General features: G+C 71.3%; 15 protein-coding genes and 1 riboswitch. Of the genes, 8 read left to right on the plus strand and 7 right to left on the minus strand.

Annotation, left to right across the window (positions count from 1 at the left end):
* The first annotated feature begins 113 nt into the window (after positions 1–113).
* The 3 genes from ABGA99_RS35340 to ABGA99_RS35350 all read left to right on the plus strand — a co-directional run bounded on the left by ABGA99_RS35340 (position 114) and on the right by ABGA99_RS35350 (position 2,737).
* Complete coding sequence (locus ABGA99_RS35340) at positions 114–1,106, plus strand: hypothetical protein (RefSeq protein WP_018835051.1); 993 nt, start codon at positions 114–116, stop codon at positions 1,104–1,106.
* A gap of 84 nt (positions 1,107–1,190) precedes the next feature.
* Positions 1,191–1,838, plus strand: coding sequence for a peptide deformylase (gene def / locus ABGA99_RS35345; RefSeq protein WP_347576152.1), 648 nt, complete (start codon positions 1,191–1,193; stop codon positions 1,836–1,838).
* A gap of 164 nt (positions 1,839–2,002) precedes the next feature.
* Positions 2,003–2,737, plus strand: a complete 735-nt coding sequence (locus tag ABGA99_RS35350) for a D-Ala-D-Ala carboxypeptidase family metallohydrolase (protein WP_347576151.1) — start codon at positions 2,003–2,005, stop codon at positions 2,735–2,737.
* Between the two features lie 105 nt (positions 2,738–2,842).
* On the opposite strand, the gene ABGA99_RS35355 is transcribed toward ABGA99_RS35350, so the two are convergent.
* The 7 genes from ABGA99_RS35355 to ABGA99_RS35385 form a co-directional block, all read right to left on the minus strand.
* Positions 2,843–3,862, minus strand: a complete 1,020-nt coding sequence (locus ABGA99_RS35355; protein WP_347576150.1) for a ribonucleotide-diphosphate reductase subunit beta — start codon at positions 3,860–3,862, stop codon at positions 2,843–2,845.
* Entirely contained in the window at positions 3,859–6,267 is a 2,409-nt protein-coding gene (locus ABGA99_RS35360; RefSeq protein WP_347584223.1) for a ribonucleoside-diphosphate reductase subunit alpha, read from the minus strand. Before ABGA99_RS35360 ends, ABGA99_RS35355 begins: the two co-directional genes overlap by 4 nt.
* Before the next feature lie 123 nt (positions 6,268–6,390).
* Positions 6,391–6,538: riboswitch (cobalamin riboswitch) on the minus strand.
* A 58-nt stretch (positions 6,539–6,596) separates the two neighbouring features.
* Positions 6,597–7,115 (minus strand): GNAT family N-acetyltransferase, encoded by a 519-nt coding sequence (locus ABGA99_RS35365; protein ID WP_347576148.1) that lies wholly within the window; start codon positions 7,113–7,115, stop codon positions 6,597–6,599.
* A 94-nt stretch (positions 7,116–7,209) separates the two neighbouring features.
* Positions 7,210–7,413, minus strand: coding sequence for a YbdD/YjiX family protein (locus ABGA99_RS35370; RefSeq protein WP_347576147.1), 204 nt, complete (start codon positions 7,411–7,413; stop codon positions 7,210–7,212).
* On the minus strand, positions 7,410–9,644 hold the full coding sequence (locus tag ABGA99_RS35375; RefSeq protein WP_347576146.1) for a carbon starvation CstA family protein: 2,235 nt from the start codon (positions 9,642–9,644) through the stop codon (positions 7,410–7,412). Before ABGA99_RS35375 ends, ABGA99_RS35370 begins: the two co-directional genes overlap by 4 nt.
* A 175-nt stretch (positions 9,645–9,819) precedes the next feature.
* The gene (locus ABGA99_RS35380) at positions 9,820–10,524 is read right to left on the minus strand and encodes an aldo/keto reductase (RefSeq protein WP_347584224.1); all 705 of its coding nucleotides are present in this window, start codon (positions 10,522–10,524) and stop codon (positions 9,820–9,822) included.
* 149 nt (positions 10,525–10,673) lie between these two features.
* Positions 10,674–11,480: a GntR family transcriptional regulator gene (locus ABGA99_RS35385; protein ID WP_347576144.1), complete on the minus strand. Its 807-nt coding sequence runs from the start codon at positions 11,478–11,480 to the stop codon at positions 10,674–10,676.
* Positions 11,481–11,797: 317 nt separating this feature from the next.
* Here ABGA99_RS35385 and ABGA99_RS35390 point away from each other — a divergent pair, with 317 nt between their 5' ends.
* From ABGA99_RS35390 to ABGA99_RS35410, 5 genes are all read left to right on the plus strand, one after another.
* The gene (locus ABGA99_RS35390) at positions 11,798–13,084 is read left to right on the plus strand and encodes an extracellular solute-binding protein (RefSeq protein ID WP_347576143.1); all 1,287 of its coding nucleotides are present in this window, start codon (positions 11,798–11,800) and stop codon (positions 13,082–13,084) included.
* A 90-nt stretch (positions 13,085–13,174) separates the two neighbouring features.
* Positions 13,175–14,158: a sugar ABC transporter permease gene (locus ABGA99_RS35395; protein WP_347576142.1), complete on the plus strand. Its 984-nt coding sequence runs from the start codon at positions 13,175–13,177 to the stop codon at positions 14,156–14,158.
* Positions 14,155–14,985, plus strand: a complete 831-nt coding sequence (locus ABGA99_RS35400; RefSeq protein WP_347576141.1) for a carbohydrate ABC transporter permease — start codon at positions 14,155–14,157, stop codon at positions 14,983–14,985. Before ABGA99_RS35395 ends, ABGA99_RS35400 begins: the two co-directional genes overlap by 4 nt.
* A 60-nt stretch (positions 14,986–15,045) precedes the next feature.
* A complete protein-coding gene (locus tag ABGA99_RS35405; protein WP_347584225.1) occupies positions 15,046–16,617 on the plus strand; it encodes a glycoside hydrolase family 3 N-terminal domain-containing protein in 1,572 nt (523 codons plus the stop codon).
* 47 nt (positions 16,618–16,664) lie between these two features.
* Positions 16,665–17,714 (plus strand): SIS domain-containing protein, encoded by a 1,050-nt coding sequence (locus ABGA99_RS35410; RefSeq protein WP_347576139.1) that lies wholly within the window; start codon positions 16,665–16,667, stop codon positions 17,712–17,714.
* Positions 17,715–17,756: the final 42 nt, after the last annotated feature.

The following is a 17,756-nucleotide window of genomic DNA, read 5'->3' on the forward strand; positions in this document are numbered from 1 at the left end:
GGCACCCGAGCGGACAGGAAGTTGCGGGGAGCAACGGCGCCCCCCGGGAGAGCACGCCGTGCGGACAGGCCGCACAGTGGTCATCCTGGAGTCAAAGACGGCAGGCAGGAATCGTGAGGATCTTCGGCAGAACACGGCATCGGCCCTCCGCCTCGTGGCGGCAGGCGACCGACCGCGCGTTCACGTTGATCGGCGACGGCCGGTACGACGACGCAGGCGCGCTGCTCACCCGTGCCGCGGGCCTGGAGCCCTGGCTGTCGGAGTCGTGGTTCAACCTTGCGCTGCTGCACAAGTTCCGGCACGACTGGGAGCAGGCGCGCGCCGCGGGCCTGCGCGCCGTCGCGCTGCTCGACCGCGAGACGGGCGCGCCCGACTGGTGGAACGTCGGCATCGCCGCCACCGCGCTGCAGGACTGGCCGCTGGCGCGGCGGGCCTGGCAGGCGTACGGGCTGCGCGTGCCCGGCGGCGCCGCGCACCAGGGGGCGGCCGAGCCGCCGGAGGACATGGAGCTGGGCAGCGCCGCGGTGCGGCTGTCGCCGGAGGGCGAGGCGGAGGTCGTCTGGGGCCGGCGTCTCGACCCGGCGCGGATCGAGGTGCAGAGCATCCCGCTGCCCTCGTCGGGGCGGCGCTGGGGCGAGGTCGTGCTGCACGACGGGGTGCCGCACGGCGAGCGGGCCACACAGGCGGGGCCGTCGTACCCGGTCTTCGACGAGATAGAGCTGTGGGCGCCCTCGCCGGTGCCGACGTGGGTGGTGCTGCTGGAGGCGGCCACCGAGGCGGACCGGGACGCCGTGGAGCTGCTGGCGGCCGAGGCGGGGTACGCGGCCGAGGACTGGTCGTCGTCGGTGCGGCTGCTCTGCCGTACCTGCTCGGAGAGCTGCATGCCCAGCGCCGAGGGCTCGCTGCAGGCGACCCTCGACCCGCACGACCACAGCGAGCCCGGCCAGCCGGGGCCGCTGGTGCACCGCACCGAGGACGGGCTGTGGGTGCCGGAGCGGGAGTGCGGGATAGCCGCGCCCGCGTCGCTGGTACGCGGGCTGCTGGAGAGCTGGGCGGCGGACAGCCCGGACACCCGGGACTGGCGGGATCTGGAGGAAGTCGTCTGAGGCTGTCGGAACCTGGCCGTACCCTGGACTCCGGTCTTTTCGTAAAGCTCGTGAGGGCGGGAACCAGGAAGGCGTACGGCGAGCATGACGCAGCAGGCGGAGCAGCAGCAGGCGGGGCGGGAAGCGGAGTCGCCGGACGTGTTCATCGACGACGTGACGGACGCGGAGGCGCGTGAGCGGGCGGCCCGCGAGCGGGGCACGGCCAGGCCGATCACGGTGGTGGGCAATCCGGTGCTGCACCGCGAGTGCCGGGAGGTCACGGAGTTCGACGACGCGCTGCGGCGGCTCGTGGACGACATGTTCGCCAGCCAGCGGGCGGCGGAGGGCGTGGGCCTCGCGGCCAACCAGATCGGCGTCGACCTCAAGGTCTTCGTCTACGACTGCCCGGACGACGACGGCGTACGGCACGTGGGCGCCGTGTGCAACCCGGTGCTGGAAGAGCTGCCCGCCGACCGCCGGCAGCTCGACGACGGCAACGAGGGATGCCTGTCGGTCCCCGGCGCGTACATGTCGCTGGCCCGCCCCGACCACGCGGTGGTCAGCGGCCGGGACCTCGACGGCAACCCCCTCCGGGTTGAGGGCACGGGCTACTTCGCCCGCTGCCTGCAGCACGAGACGGACCACCTCTACGGGCGGCTCTACATCGACCGGCTCTCCAAGCGCGAGCGCAAGGACGTCATGGAGCAGATGGCCGAGAACACCCCGCGGTACGAGACCGTCCCCAACGACTGACGCCCCCGGCCTGCCCGGATCCGCTGCCTGCCGTGCCGTAACCGCCGCCTCTTGCGCGGCGGTTACGGCAGTGGTCCAGTCCACTGGCGCAAGGGCGGTTCGTTGACCGCGCGCCCGGCGCACGCGAGGCTCGGAGCCCCCCATTCGTACGGCACGGAGGCCCCATGCTCAGACGTACGGTCAGACTCATCCTCAGCATCCTCATGATCGCGGCGGCGGGTGTCGTCGGTACGGTCGCAACCGCCGGCACCGCGCAGGCGGACTCGTGCTACACCTGGAGCCGGACGCTCTCGGAAGGCAGCTCCGGTGCCGACGTCACCCAACTGCAGATCCGGGTGGCCGGGCACGTGACGTCCGGCGAGATCCTCGCCATCGACGGCAACTTCGGCCCTCGTACCAAGGCCGCGGTCGCCAAGTTCCAGAGCGCGTACGGGCTCGCCTCGGACGGCGTCGCGGGCACCAACACGTTCAACAAGATCTACAGCCTTCAGGACGCCGACTGCACACCGGTGCACTTCACGTACGCCGAGCTGAACAAGTGCAACTCCACCTGGGGCGGTGGCGCGGTCTCCGCGGCGACAGCCAAGGAGAACGCCAAGCGCACCATGTGGAAGCTGGAGGCGATGCGGCACGCCCTGGGTGACGTGCCGATCAACATCAGCAGCGGCTTCCGCTCCGTCTCCTGCAACAACGCGGTCGGCGGTGCCTCCAACAGCCAGCATCTGTACGGTACGGCGGCCGACCTCGTCGGCTCCCCGTCGTTCTGCCGGCTGGCCCAGCAGGCGCGTACCCACGGCTTCGGCGGGATCCTCGGTCCCGGCTACCCGGGCCACAACGACCACACGCACGTGGACGGCCGGTCCTCGCGCTACTGGTCCGCTCCCTCCTGCGGCATCTGACCCCGGGCGAGAGCAGCAGCACCAGCCGCGCGGCGACGCCGCCGCAGCGGTGAGCGGCCGCCGGCCGGACCCGCCCTCGCGGCAGGTCCGGCCGGCGGCGCGGTTTCAGAACTCGTCGTCGAACCCGACCGAGCCCTCCACCGCCACCTGGTACGCGGACGGGCGGCGCTCGAAGAAGTTCGTCAGCTCCTGCACGTCCTGCAGCTCCATGAACGCGAACGGATTCTGCGACCCGTACACCGGCGCGAAGCCCAGCCGGACCAGCCGCTGGTCCGCCACGCACTCCAGATACGCGCGCATCGAGTCGGTGTTCATCCCCGGCAGGCCCTCGCCGCACAGGTCCCGTGCGAACTGCAGCTCCGCCCGCACCGCCTCGTCGAGCATGTCGCGCACCTGCCGCCCCAGCTCCTCGTCGAAGAGGCCGGGCTCCTCCTCGCGGACCGTGTCGACCACGGAGAACGCGAAGTCCATGTGCATGCTCTCGTCGCGGAAGACCCAGTTCGTGCCGGTCGCGAGCCCGTGCAGCAGGCCGCGGGAGCGCAGCCAGTAGACGTACGCGAACGCGCCGTAGAAGAACAGGCCCTCGATGCAGGCGGCGAAGCAGATGAGGTTGAGCAGGAAGCGGCGGCGGTCCTCCCTGGTCTCCAGCCGCTCGATGTTCTCCACGGAGTCCATCCAGCGGAAGCAGAACTGCGCCTTCTCCCGGATCGACGGGATGTTCTCGACGGCGGCGAACGCCGCGGCCCGCTCGTCCGGGTCGGGGAGGTAGGTGTCGAGCAGCGTCAGATAGAACTGGACGTGCACGGCCTCCTCGAAGAGCTGGCGGGAGAGGTAGAGGCGGGCCTCCGGCGAGTTGATGTGCTTGTAGAGCGTGAGCACCAGGTTGTTCGCCACGATCGAGTCGCCGGTGGCGAAGAAGGCCACCAGCCGGCCGATGAGGTGCTGTTCGCCCGGGGAGAGCTTGGCGAGGTCGGAGACGTCGGAGTGGAGGTCGACCTCCTCGACGGTCCAGGTGTTCTTGATCGCGTCCCGGTAGCGCTCGTAGAAGTCCGGGTAGCGCATGGGGCGCAGGGTCAGCTCGAAGCCGGGGTCGAGCAGGTTCTTGGCTGCGGTGGCGGTGGTCACTGGCAGGCCTCGCAGGTCTCGGGGTTCTCCAGGGAGCAGGCGACGGCGTCGTCGGCGTGCGGCTGCTGGACGGGCAGGGGTACGGGGGCGGGGCCGGCGGGCGCGGCGGCGCGGGCCGAGCGGGCGATCCGGGTCGCCGGGCGGGAGCGCAGGTAGTACGTCGTCTTCAGCCCGGACTTCCAGGCGTAGGCGTACATCGAGCTGAGCTTGCCGATGGTCGGCGCGGCCATGAAGAGGTTGAGGGACTGGGCCTGGTCGAGGTAGGGCGTACGGGCCGCGGCCATGTCGATCAGCGCGCGCTGCGGCATTTCCCACGCCGTGCGGTAGCGCGCCCGGACCTCCTCGGGGATCCAGGTCAGCTCCTGTACGGACCCGTCGTGCTCGCGCAGCGCCTCGCGGGTCTGCGCGTCCCACACCCCCAGCGCCTTCAGCTCGGCCACGAGGTAGCTGTTGACCTGGAGGAACTCGCCGCTCAGCGTCTCGCGCTTGAAGAGGTTGGAGACCTGCGGCTCGATGCACTCGTAGACGCCGGCGATGGACGCGATCGTCGCGGTCGGCGCGATGGCCAGCAGCAGCGAGTTGCGCAGGCCGGTCTCCGAGATCCGGGTGCGCAGCGCGGTCCAGCGTTCCGGCCAGGTCACGTCGGCCGCGGGGTAGTGGTCGGGGTGCAGCACGCCGCGGGCGGCGCGGGTGCGGGACCAGGCCGGGTGCGCGCCGTGCCGTTCGGCGAGGTCGGCGGAGGTGGCGTACGCGGCGAGCATGAGGCGCTCGGCGATACGGGTGGACAGCGCCCGCGCCCCGGGCGAGTCGAAGGGCAGCCGCAGCCGGAAGAAGACGTCCTGGAGGCCCATCACGCCCAGGCCCACGGGCCGCCAGCGGGAGTTGGAGGCGGCGGCCTGCTCGGTGGGGTAGAAGTTGATGTCCACGACGCGGTCGAGGAACGTCACGGCGGTGCGGACCGTGGCGTCCAGTTTCTCCCAGTCCATCTCGCCGTCCGGGCCGAGGTGGGCGGCGAGGTTGACCGAGCCCAGGTTGCACACCGCGGTCTCGCCGTCGTCCGAGACCTCCAGGATCTCGGTGCACAGGTTCGAGGAGTGCACGACGGCGCCGGGTTCCGCGGTCTGGTTGGCGGTGCGGTTGGCGGCGTCCTTGAACGTCATCCAGCCGTTGCCGGTCTGCGCGAGGGTACGCATCATGCGGCCGTACAACTGCCGTGCGGGGACCTGCTTGACGTACCGCCCCTCGGCCTCCGCGCGCGCGTACGCCGCGTCGAACCCGGCGCCGTACAGGTCGGTCAGTTCCGGCACCTCGGCGGGCGAGAACAGCGACCAGGGGCCGTCGGCCTCGACGCGGCGCATGAACTCGTCCGGGATCCAGTGCGCGAGGTTGAGGTTGTGGGTGCGGCGGGCCTCCTCGCCGGTGTTGTCGCGCAGCTCCAGGAACTCCTCGACGTCGGCGTGCCAGGGCTCCAGGTAGACGCAGGCGGCGCCCTTGCGCTTGCCGCCCTGGTTCACGGCGGCGACGGAGGCGTCCAGGGTGCGCAGGAACGGGACGATGCCGTTGGAGTGGCCGTTGGTGCCGCGGATCAGCGAGCCGCGGGAGCGGACCCGGGTGAAGGGGATGCCGATGCCGCCGGAGTGCTTGGACAGCCGGGCGACCTGGTGGTAGCGCTCGTAGATCGAATCCAGCTCGTCGAGGGGGGAGTCCAGCAGGTAGCAGGACGACATCTGCGGGTGGCGGGTGCCGGAGTTGAAGAGGGTGGGGGAGGAGGGCAGGTAGCCGAGGCGGCTCATCAGCCCGTACAGCTCGGCGACTTCGGCCACGGCGGCCTCGGACTCGTCGGCGGCCAGCCCGCAGGCGACGCGCAGGAAGAAGTGCTGGGCGGTCTCGATGACGGCGCGCTCGGTGGGGTGGCGCAGCAGGTAGCGGGTGGAGACCGTGCGCAGGCCGAAGTAGCCGAACAGGTCGTCGCGGCCCTCGGCGGCGGCCTCGTCGACCAGCGCGTCGAGGCGGGCGGCGTGCCGCCGGACGAACGCGGCGGTGGCGTCGGCGACGATGCCCTCGCGGTGGCCCACGGCGATCGCGGCGGAGAAGCTCGTGGCGCCCTGGCCCGCGGCCTCCTCGGCGACGGCCCGGGTCAGCAGCCGGGCGGCCAGCTTCGAGTACTCCGGCTCCTCGGCGATCAGCGCCGCGGCGGCCTCGGTGGCCAGCTCCCGCAACTGAGCCTCGCCGGAGCCCGGGTGGCGTCCGCGCAGGGCGTCGGCGGCGACCCGGGCCGGGTCGGTGGCGGGCAGGTCGGCGGTCAGCTCGGCGAGGGTGCGGGTGAGCGCGGTGGCCGGGCCGTCGCCGGCACGGGAGGTGGCGGAGGCGGGCTCCGTAGGCGCGGCCGGTGGTGCGATCGTCAAGATGGTGCTCTCCCTCGCTCGGCGGGGCCGCGCGGGAGAGGGCTGCGGTACGGGCGCAGGCGGGCATGCCGGCCTCCGTCGAGGCAACCCGTGTGCGTCCGCGAGCCCAATCCACGAGACCCGGACGTCATCGATCGCTGCCGGAGGTTTTCGGGCTCACGACATACGGACCCGCCGGCACGTCGCAGGCATGGCCATACATCGCTTACCGTTGCGGGACAGCTCCGGACTTCCACCGGATTCCCCTGCGTCGGCAGCTAGGACGAGCATACATCTAGTGGCTTGCCTGGGAAGCACCCCTATATGTTGTGTCGCATGCCGGTCGGGCGTCAGAGGTCCGCGACGAAGGCCCAGAGCGGCAGATCGGGCAGCGGCAGCCAGTCCCGCGCCGGGGTACGGACGAACCCCAGCCGCTCGTACAGCCGGTGGGCCGTGCCCATCTCCGGGGTGCTGGACAGCACCACCCGGTGCGCGCCCAGCTCCCGCGAGCGGTCCAGACAGGCCCGCACCAGCGCCTCGCCCACGCCCCGGCCGCGCGCCTCCCGGGCCACCGCCAGCATCCGGAACTCGCCCTCGCCCGGCCCGCTCAGCTCCGCGAACGGCGACCCCGTCGTCACGAACGTCACACTGCCCAGCACCCGCCCGCCGTCCGCCCGGCCGTCCCCGTCGACCGCGACCAGCACCTCGGCGCGCTCCGCCGCGGCCCGGCGGCGCACGTCGCGCAGCTCGTGCACATACTCGTCGTCCTCGCCGAACGTCAGCAGCCCGTCCGCCAGATACGCCTGGGCGACCAGCTCGCCCGCCCGCTCGTACTCCTCCGGCCGCACCGGCCGCACCGTGAAGTCCATGCCTTCGAGTCTGCCCTGCCCCACCGACAACGGACCGCCGCCCCCGCATGCCGGGACGGCGGCCCGTACGCCTGCGGCCTTGGCCGCACCGCGCTCAGCAGCAGCGGAAGCCCTTGCGCGGGTCGTCGCCCGCGTCCGTGCGCATCCGCTCGAACTCGCGCCGGGTGGGCACCTTCGCGTCGGGGTCGTGCCCGCGCAGGTGCTCGACGTAGCGCTCGTACGCCGTGTCGCCGATCACCTCGCGGACGTACCACCAGACCTTGCGGCCGGCCAGCGCCAGCGCCGCCGTCCCGGTCACGAGCTCCCTCCGGCCTGCGCACCGCCGCCCTCGCCGCCGCCGGCACCCGGTCGCGTGCCCGGCTTGAACCCGCCGCCGCTGCCCAGCCCGGCCGCGGCCAGCTCCTGCTTCTCCTCCTTGGTCGCGATCAGCTGCGCCGGTGCGATGAACGACGACTCGTGGTACGGCTCCTCGTGGCTGACGACGGACTCCGGGTTGCGCAGGGACTTCACGCACATGCGGGCCGCGTCCAGGATCACGACGATCACCAGCAGCGCGAAGACCGCGGACAGCACCCCGTCGACCGTGGTGTTGGTGACGATCGTCTCGGCGTCCTCCAGCTCCTGCCCGGACAGCTTGCCGGAGTCGATGCCCTCCTGCGCCACGTCGCCCTGGGCGAAGAAGCCGACCCGCGGGTCGTCCGAGAACACCTTCTGCCAGCTCGCGGTGAGCGTCACCACCGCGACCCAGATCAGCGGGATGCCCGTCACCCACGCCCACTTCAGCCGCCCGGACTTGATCAGCAGCGTGGTGCAGATCGTCAGCGCCACCGCGCCCAGCAACTGGTTGGTGATGCCGAAGAGCGGGAAGAGCTGGTTGATGCCGCCGAGGGGGTCGTTGACGCCGACCCACAGGAAGTAGCCCCACAGGCCCACGACGACCGCGCTGGTGGCGATGAGCCCCGGCCACCAGCTCACGCGCTTGAGCGGCTTGTAGATGTTGCCGAGGGTGTCCTGCAGCATGAAGCGGCCCACCCGGGTCCCCGCGTCCAGCGCGGTGAGGATGAACAGCGCCTCGAACATGATCGCGAAGTGATACCAGAAGGCCTTCAGACTGTCCCCGGTCACGTCGGAGAAGATCTCCGAGACGCCGATCGCGAACGTCGGCGCGCCTCCGGTACGGGACAGCAGCGTCGACTCCTCGACGGAGTCGGCCGCGGCCTGCAGGGCCGCCGGTGTGATCTCGTACCCGAAGCCCTGGATCGCCTCCGACGCCGACTGCGCGGTGTCGCCGATCACCGTGGGCGCCGAGTTCATCGCGAAGTACAGCCCCGGGTCCAGCACGCAGGCGGCGATCATCGCCACGATCGCGACGGAGGACTCCATCAGCATGGAGCCGTAGCCGATCATGCGGATCTGCGTCTCCTTCTGCACCATCTTGGGTGTGGTGCCGGAGGAGATGAGGGAGTGGAAGCCGGACAGGGCGCCGCAGGCGATGGTGATGAAGACGAACGGGAAGAGCGAGCCGGCGAAGACCGGTCCCGTGCCCTCGCCGGCGAAGTCGGTGACGCCCTCCATCTTCAGCGTCGGCGCGGCCACGACCACGCCGATGAACAGCAGCGCGATGGTGCCGAGTTTCATGAACGTCGACAGATAGTCGCGCGGCGCGAGCAGCATCCACACCGGCAGCACCGAGGCGATGAAGGCGTAGATGACCATCCAGATGACCAGCGACTCCTTGCTCAGCGTGAACGTGTCCGCGAGCGAGGACTCGGCCACCCACCGGCCCGCGACCAGCGCGAGCAGCAGCAGGGCGATGCCGATCAGCGACACCTCGGCGACCCGACCCGGCCGGATCATCCTGAGATAGAAGCCCATGAACAGGGCGATCGGGATCGTCATGCCGATGGAGAACGTGCCCCAGGGGGACTCCGCCAGCGCGTTGACGATGACCAGCGCCAGCACCGCCAGCAGGATGATCATGATTGCGAAGACGGCGATCAGCGCGGCGGCACCGCCGACAGGGCCGATCTCCTCGCGCGCCATCTGGCCGAGCGAACGGCCGTTGCGGCGGGTGGAGAAGAACAGCACCACCATGTCCTGGACCGCGCCGGCGAAGATCACGCCCGCGACGATCCAGATGGTGCCAGGCAGGAAGCCCATCTGCGCCGCCAGCACCGGGCCGACCAGCGGGCCCGCGCCGGAGATCGCGGCGAAGTGGTGGCCGAGGAGGACCCGGCGGTCCGTCGGCTGGAAGTCGATGCCGTTGTCGAGCCGTTCGGCCGGGGTGGCGCGCGTCTTGTCGGCCTTGAGCACGCGATAGGCGATGAACTTCGAGTAGAAGCGGTAGCCGATGGCGTACGAGCCGAGGGCCGCGGCCACCATCCAGGCCGCGGAGACCTCCTCGCCCCGGGAGAGCGCCAGCATGGTCCAGCCGACGGCGCCCACCAGGGCGACCGCGGTCCACAGGACCACGCTCTTCGGTTCCAGGCGTGGCTTTCGCGGCACGTCCGGGGGTGCTTGCACAGTCATGGCTGCTCCGTCCCCTGAGCTCTCAATCTCTTGCAATGCGCTCGAAATGTAGAGCAGGGTCAGGCCGCCGTCACTAGGGCGATCAGTCGCTATCCGATCACGAAAGTCCCGGCCGGGGCGCTGCGGCCAGGGGGGAGCGCCGGGGCCGGGCGCGGTGTCCGGCCCCGGCGGCGGCTCAGCGGTCCTCGGGGTCGGTGGCGATCACGTTGTACGGGTACGGCCGCGGCGGCGCGCCCGCCTCGACGAGGCGAGCGGTCTGCGCCGGCGTCAGCTCCCAGTCGGAGGACGGCAGCGTCGTGGTGAGCTGCTCGGTGGGGCGCGCGCCGATGAGGGGCGCGGTGACGCCGGGGCGGCGCAGCAGTCGGTTGACGGCGACCTCGGCGGCGGGCCGGCCGGTCTCCTCCGCCACGGCGTGCAGCGCGTCCAGCGTGCGCCGGTGCGCTCCTCGCCCGGCGTACGCGCTCCACGACTCGCTCCAGCCCATCCGCTCCGCGGTCGCCACCCGGCTGCCCGCGGCGGGCGCGTCGGTGCCGCGCCGGATCGCCCCGGCGAGCCGGCCGCCGCGCAGCGGGCTCCACGGGATGACGCCCAGGCCCTCGTTGCGGCAGACGTCGGGCAGCTCCCACTCGGTCGAGCGGTCCAGCAGGTGGTAGAGCGGCTGGAGGCAGGTGAAGGGCTCCCAGCCGGGCGCCCTGCTGAGGCCGATCGCCTTCTGCAACTGCCGGCCGGTGACGTTGCCGGCGCCGATGTGCCGCACCTTGCCGCCGGTGACGAGCCGGCGCAGGCCGGCGTCGATGCCGGCGAGGAGGTGCTTGCGACCCAGGCCCCAGTGGTCGGGCGGCGGGGACGGTGTACGGCCGGCATCCTTCGGAGGGCGCACGTGCGCCCGGTACGGGCGCGGGCCGGCGAAACGCCCCGCGGTACGCGGCCGCTGCGGGGCCGGAGTCGTCGCCCCGGCACGCGGCAGGGGTACGGCGGCATACGGCGGCGGCCCCGGCGCCGTGCCGGGGCCGCGTGCGGCGTGGTCGCTCAGCCCACCGGGCGGCGCAGGCGGGCGACGAACTTGTAGCGGTCGCCGCGGTAGACCGAGCGGACCCACTCCACCGGCTCGCCGTGGGTGTCGACGGAGTGGCGCGAGAGCATCAGCATCGGCAGGCCCGTGTCCGTACCCAGCAGCCCCGCCTCGCGGGGCGTGGCGAGCGAGGTCTCGATGGTCTCCTCGGCCTCGGCCAGGTGGACGTCGTAGACCTCGGCGAGCGCGGTGTAGAGCGAGGAGTGCTTGACCAGGCTGCGGCGCAGCGCGGGGAAGCGCTTCGCGGACAGGTGGGTGGTCTCGATGGCCATCGGCTCGCCGTTGGCCAGGCGCAGCCGCTCGATGCGCAGCACACGCCCGCCGGGGGTGATGTCGAGCCGCTCGGCGAGCTGGTCGCCGGCGGTGACGTAGCCGATGTCCAGGAGCTGTGAGGTGGGTTCGAGACCCTGGGCCCGCATGTCCTCGGTATACGAGGTCAGTTGGAGGGCCTGCGAGACCTTGGGCTTGGCCACGAACGTGCCCTTGCCCTGGATCCGCTCCAGCCGCCCCTCCACGACCAGTTCCTGCAGCGCCTGGCGCACGGTCGTACGGGAGGTGTCGAACTCGGAGGCGAGCGTGCGCTCCGGCGGCACCGGGGTGCCGGGAGGCAGGGTCTCGGTCATCTCCAGCAAATGCCGCTTGAGCCGGTAGTACTTGGGCACGCGGGTGGTCCGCCCGGTGCTGCTCCCGGCACGTCCCGGCTCGTCGGCTGCCGGTACCGTCGCAGCCGACGTTCCCTCGGCCGGTCCGGCGTTCGTCCTCATGACTCCTCCGTCTGGTAGCGGCTCACATCCTGGCACGGCTCGTCACCCGTCGGTGCACTCGCGGGGTGACGGGATAGCACACATGTCGGTCCGGTAACGGAAGCCGAACCAGCAGGCCGCACACCCTTGACACCCTCATTGGTCTAGGCCAGGCTTCGTTCCACGATTGGTCCAGACCAAGACCGTCAACCTGGTCTAAACCATTAAAGACCACAAGTCCACTCCGCGGGCAGGGTCCGGGAGCAAGGACTTTTCGGTGGCGAATCGCTGGCGAAAGACGGCAGGGGGGCGTGGGCCGGCATGTTGAGGAGGGTGACGTGAAGCGCACGGCGGTAGCGGTGCTGGCGGCGGCTGGCCTGGTGGCAAGCCTCGCCGCCTGCGGTTCTGACGATGGTGGCGAGGACGACAAGGGGGGCGGTGGCCCCGGGTCGTTCAAGGGCGAAACGCTCACCTTCTGGGCCATGGACGGCTCGACCCCGGACGACTGGCTGAAGGACGTCCAGGCCGAGTTCGAGAAGAAGACGGGCGCCAAGCTCGAATACAAGGTGCAGCAGTGGAACGGCATTCAGCAGAAGCTGACCACCGCGCTGTCCGAGGAGAGCCCGCCCGACGTGGTCGAGGTCGGCAACACCCAGACGCCCGCCTATGCGGCGACCGGCGGTCTGGCGGACCTGACCTCGCTGAAGGAGGAGATCGGCACCGAGTGGACCGAGTCCCTCAACGAGTCGTCGATCTTCGAGGGCAAGCAGTACGCCGTCCCGTGGTTCTTCGCCAACCGCGTGGTGATGTACAACAAGTCGATCTTCGAGGAAGCCGGCATCACGGAGATCCCCAAGACCCGTGACGACCTCTTCGCGGCCTTCGACAAGATCGAGAAGAACACCGACGCCGAGCCGATCTACATGCCCGGCCAGAACTGGTACTTCTTCGACGGCCTGCTCATCGGCCAGGACGCCGAGCTGGTGAAGCAGGACGGCGACAAGTGGGTCTCCAACCTCGCCGACCCCAAGGTCGGCCAGGCCATGGAGATCTACAAGCAGTACGCCGACTACTCCACGGCGCCCAAGGACAAGGACGAGGCCACCCCGCAGCAGGGCGAGGTCTTCGGCAAGGGCAAGACCGGCGCGATCATCGGCATGGGCTGGGAGTCCGGCATCGCGATCGAGGCGAGCAAGGACAAGAACTTCGAGAAGGAGATCGGCTACTTCACCATCCCCGGTGAGACCGCCGACACCCCCGAGAGCGTCTTCCTCGGCGGCTCCAACCTGGCCGTCGCCGCGGGCAGCGAGAAGCAGGAACTCGCCCAGGAGTTCTTGAAGATCGTGCTCTCCGACAAGCACGAGGGCGCCCTCGCGGCCGCCAACGGCGTGATCCCCAACAAGGACTCGCTGCAGTCGAAGCTGCAGGGCAACGAGGCGGCCGAGGCCGCGGCGCCCGCCGCCGCCGTCGGCGGCACCACGCCGCTCATCCCGGAGTGGGGCGCGGTGGAGAACACTCCCAACCCCATCAAGTCCTACATGACCGCCTACCTCAACGGTGACTCCCACGAGGATGCGGCCAAGTCGGTCGAGGGCGATCTGAACGAGCGCCTCGCGCAGGAGTAAGCGCCATCGGGCGGGCGGGGCCGGGTACGACCCGGCCCCGCCCGCACCCGCGGGTCCGAAACCACCTCGTCCCGAAGAGATCGCCGCATCATGACTGTGCAGATACCGAGGCCGGCCGAGAAGGCCAAAGGCCGCGCCCGTACGACACAACCCCCACCGCCCGGACGCCACCGCAAGGCCCAGGGCTCCGCCGGCGCCCTTCCGTACCTGCTGCTGCTGCCCGCGCTGGTGCTCACCGCGGTGCTGCTCGGCTGGCCGCTGATCAAGAACGGCATCCTGTCGTTCCAGCAACTCGGCATGAAGGAGCTGATCCAGCACCTCACCGTATGGAACGGCGTCGACAACTACGCCGACGCCCTCGGCGGCGAGGACTTCTGGCGCGTCACGCTCCGGACGATCGTCTTCACCGCGGTCAACGTCTCGCTCATCATGCTGTTCGGCACCCTGGTCGGGCTGCTGCTCGCCCGGCTCGGCCGCAAGATGCGGCTCACCCTGCTGATGGCGCTCGTGCTCGCCTGGGCGATGCCCATCATCGCGGCCACCACCGTCTACCAGTGGCTGTTCGCGGAGCGCTACGGGGTCGTCAACTGGATCCTGGACAAGCTCGGCTGGCACTCGATGGCCGACTACTCCTGGACCAGCAGCCAGTTCTCCACCTTCTTCGTGATCACGGTGATGCTCGTCTGGACGTCGGTCCCGTTCGTGGCGATCAACCTCTACGCCGCCACGACCACGATCGCCAAGGAGCTGTACGAGGCCGCGGGGCTCGACGGCGCCGGCGCCTGGCGCACGTTCACCTCGGTGACCTTCCCCTTCATCAAGCCGTTCCTGCTCGCCACGACGTTCCTGGAGATCATCTGGATCTTCAAGGCGTTCCCGCACGTCTACGCGATCAACGGCGGCGGCCCCGACCGGCTCACCGAGACGCTGCCCGTCTACGCCTTCGTCGAGGGCGTCGGCAACCAGCACTACGGCATGGGGGCGGCCATCTCCGTGCTCACGATCCTGGTCCTGATGGGGCTGACGTCGTACTACATCCGCTTGCTCATGAAGCAGGAGAGGGAAGACTCGTGAGGCGCTCGCTCTTCGGCCGCTTCTGGCCCAACGCGACGGCCGTGGTGCTGTTCGTCATCTTCCTCTTCCCCGTGTACTGGATGTTCGCCACGTCCCTCAAGCCGACCGGCGACATCATCAGCGAGGACCCGGTCTGGTTCCCCCTGGATCCGACCTTCGAGCACTACCGCACGGCCTTCGACGCCGACAACTTCTGGAACTTCTGGAAGAACTCGCTCACGGTGACCCTGCTGGCGGTCGGCTTCTCGCTGCTCATCGCGCTGCTGGCGTCCTTCGCCATCGCGCGGATGCGCTTCCGGGGGCGTACCAGCCTCATCCTGGTCTTCATGTTCGCGCAGATGGCGCCCTGGGAGGTCATGGTCATCTCGGTGTACATGCTGGTGCGCGACGCGGACATGCTGAACAGCCTGGTGCCGCTCACGCTCTTCTACACCGTGATGGTGCTGCCGCTGACCATCCTGACCCTGCGCAACTTCGTGGCCGCGGTGCCCAAGGACCTGGAGGAGGCGGCCATGGTCGACGGCGCCACCCGCGTCCAGGCGTTCCGCAAGGTGATCTTCCCGCTGCTGGCGCCGGGGCTCATGGCCACCTCGCTCTTCGGCTTCATCACCGCCTGGAACGAGTTCCCGATGGTGCTGGTCCTCAACAAGGAGGCCGAGGCGCAGACCCTGCCGCTGTGGCTGTCGCAGTTCCAGACCCAGTTCGGCGACGACTGGGGCGCCACCATGGCCGCCGCGTCGCTGTTCGCCCTGCCCATCCTGGTGCTCTTCCTGTACCTGCAGCGCAAGGTCACCGCCGGTCTCACCGCCGGCGCCGTGAAGGGCTGACGTACCACCTCGTAAGCTGCGGCGGAACCACCCGCCGCGGGAAGGGACAGCACGACGGCCATGACGACACTCGCAGGGAGCACCGACACCCTGACCCGGGACGCCCTCGCCGTACTGCAGCCGAGCTTCCTGGGCACCGCGCCCCCGGACTGGGTGCTGCGCCGCCTCGACGAGGGCCTGACCGGTGTCGGGCTCTTCGGCCGCAACATCGAGAACCCGGAGCAGGTCGCCCGGCTCACCGCCCGGCTGCGCGCCGCCCGGCCCGACGTGCTGGTGGCGATGGACGAGGAGGGCGGCGACGTCACCCGGCTCGAGGTGCGCACCGGCTCCTCGTTCCCCGGCAACCTCGCCCTCGGCGCCGTCGACGACCCCGGGCTGACCCGGGCCGTCGCCCGCGAGCTGGGCCGCCGGCTCGCCGAGGCCGGCGTCAACCTCGACTGGGCGCCGTCCGCCGACGTCAACTCCAACCCCGACAACCCGGTCATCGGCGCGCGCTCCTTCGGCGCGGAACCGGCGCTCGTCGCCCGGCACACCGCCGCGTACATCGAGGGTCTGCAGGACGCGGGCGTCAGCGCCTGTGCCAAGCATTTCCCGGGCCACGGCGACACCAACGTCGACTCGCACCACGCCATGCCGCGCATCGACGTCCCCGTCGACGTGCTGAGCGAGCGCGAACTGGTGCCCTTCCGGGCCGCGATCGCCGCCGGCGTCAAGGCCGTGATGAGCGCGCACATCCTGCTGCCCGCGCTGCGCACCGACGTGCCCGCCACCCTCAGCCCCGCGGTGCTCACCGGCCTGCTGCGCGCCCCCGTCGCCGACGGCGGGCTCGGCTTCACCGGCCTGATCATCACGGACGCGCTGGAGATGCAGGCCATCGCCGCGACGTACGGCATCGAAGGCGGTGCGGTACGGGCCGTCGCGGCCGGCGCCGACGCGATGTGCATCGGCGCCCGCGGCGACGAGGAGATCGTGCTGCGCACCCGCGACGCCCTGGTGGCCGCGGTGCGCAGCGGCGACCTGCCCGAGGAGCGGCTCGCCGATGCCGCTGCCCGGGTACGGGCGCTGGCCGCCTGGTCGGCGTCGGCGGCGTCCGGCGCGGTGGAGGGGATCGCGCCGGACCCCGGCGTCGGCCAGGCCGCGGCGCGCCGGGCGCTGCGCGTCACGGGGGCCGCGGGCTACGAGCCGCCGGCCGGCCCGGTGTACGTCGCGGGGTTCACGCCGGTGGCCAGCATCGCGGTGGGGCAGGAGACCCCGTGGGGCGTCGGCGCGGAGCTGGAGCGGGCACTGCCCGGCACGGAGTCCGCGGTCTTCGACGGCTCGGCGCTGGGCGCCGACGGCGGCGGGAGCGGGGACGCGGCGAGCCGGGAGGGTTTGTCGGCGCTGACCGCAAATGTGCTCGCGGCGGCGGGTGATCGTAGGATCGTCGCAGTGGTGCGCGACGCCCACCGCCACCCCTGGATGGCGGACGCGCTCGACGCCCTGCTCGCCGCCCGTCCCGACACCGTCGTGGTGGAGATGGGTGTGCCGCAGGCGCCGCCGCGCGGGGCGCCGCACATCGCGACACACGGTGCCGCCCGCGTCTGCGGACGCGCCGCCGCGGAGGTCATCACCGGCAAGGGCGCCGGGGCCTGACCGCCATCGCCTGTACCACCTGACACCGCACTACGGAGGCACCCCGCATGACTGCCGCCCAGCCGGGCCGGATCATGGCCGGCGAGATGGCCGAACAGCCCGAGGCCCTGCGCCGCGTCCTGGCGCACGGCGCCCCGGAGATCCGCAGGGTCGCCGAGGCGATCGCGGCCCGCTCGCCGCGCTTCGTCCTGCTGACCGCGCGCGGCACGTCGGACAACGCCGCGCTGTACGCCAAGTACCTGCTGGAGGTCCAGCTCGGGCTGCCGTGCGGGCTGACGTCGATGTCCACCACCACGGCGTACGAGGCCAAGCCGGACCTCACCGACGTGCTGGTGATCACCGTCAGCCAGTCCGGCGGCTCGCCCGACCTCGTCGCCTCCACCCGGGCCGCCCGCGACGCCGGCGCCCTCACGCTGGCCGTGACCAACAACCCGGACTCGCCGCTGGCCGGCGTCAGCGAGTACCACATCGACGTCCAGGCGGGCCCGGAGAAGGCGCTGCCGGCGACCAAGACGTACACCGCCTCGCTGCTGGCGCTCTACCTCTTCGTCGAGGGCATGCGCGGCGGGCAGGGCGAGGCCGCCGCGGTGCTGCCGGAGCTGGCCGAGCAGATCCTCGCCCGGCAGGACGAGGTGAAGGCCCTGGCGCAGCGCTACCGCTTCGCCGAGCGGATGGTCCTCACCTCGCGCGGCTACGGCTATCCGACGGCCAAGGAGGCGGCGCTGAAGCTGATGGAGACGTCGTACATCCCGGCGCTCTCCTACTCCGGCGCCGACCTGCTGCACGGCCCGCTGGCCATGGTCGACAACGTCTCGCCGGTCATCGCCATCGTCACCGACGGCCGCGGCGGCGAGGCGCTGCAGCCGGTGCTGGACCGGCTGCGGGACCGCGGCGCGGACCTGGTCGTCATCGGTCCGCAGGCGCAGGTCGACGCCGCCGCGGGAGGCTTCGCCCTGCCCACGGCGGGGGTGGCGGAGGAGGTGCAGCCGATCCTGGAGATCCTGCCGCTGCAACTGCTCGCGTACGAGGTCACCATCGCCCGCGGCCAGGACCCGGACGCCCCGCGCTCGCTGGCGAAGGTCACCGAGACGCGGTGAGCGCCTGATCGTGTACGGGCGGCGGCCCCGGCTCCCTCACGG

The organism is Streptomyces sp. B5E4 (assembly GCF_039871555.1).
GTDB lineage: Bacteria > Actinomycetota > Actinomycetes > Streptomycetales > Streptomycetaceae > Streptomyces.

Coding starts and splice junctions, on each gene's coding strand:
- ABGA99_RS35405 (WP_347584225.1), top strand. CDS start 15,046: ATGACGACACTCGCAGGGAGCACCGACACCCTGACCCGGGACGCCCTC.
- ABGA99_RS35385 (WP_347576144.1), bottom strand. CDS start 11,480: ATGAGGACGAACGCCGGACCGGCCGAGGGAACGTCGGCTGCGACGGTA.
- ABGA99_RS35350 (WP_347576151.1), top strand. CDS start 2,003: ATGCTCAGACGTACGGTCAGACTCATCCTCAGCATCCTCATGATCGCG.
- ABGA99_RS35395 (WP_347576142.1), top strand. CDS start 13,175: ATGACTGTGCAGATACCGAGGCCGGCCGAGAAGGCCAAAGGCCGCGCC.
- ABGA99_RS35365 (WP_347576148.1), bottom strand. CDS start 7,115: ATGGACTTCACGGTGCGGCCGGTGCGGCCGGAGGAGTACGAGCGGGCG.
- ABGA99_RS35410 (WP_347576139.1), top strand. CDS start 16,665: ATGACTGCCGCCCAGCCGGGCCGGATCATGGCCGGCGAGATGGCCGAA.
- def (WP_347576152.1), top strand. CDS start 1,191: ATGACGCAGCAGGCGGAGCAGCAGCAGGCGGGGCGGGAAGCGGAGTCG.
- ABGA99_RS35375 (WP_347576146.1), bottom strand. CDS start 9,644: ATGACTGTGCAAGCACCCCCGGACGTGCCGCGAAAGCCACGCCTGGAA.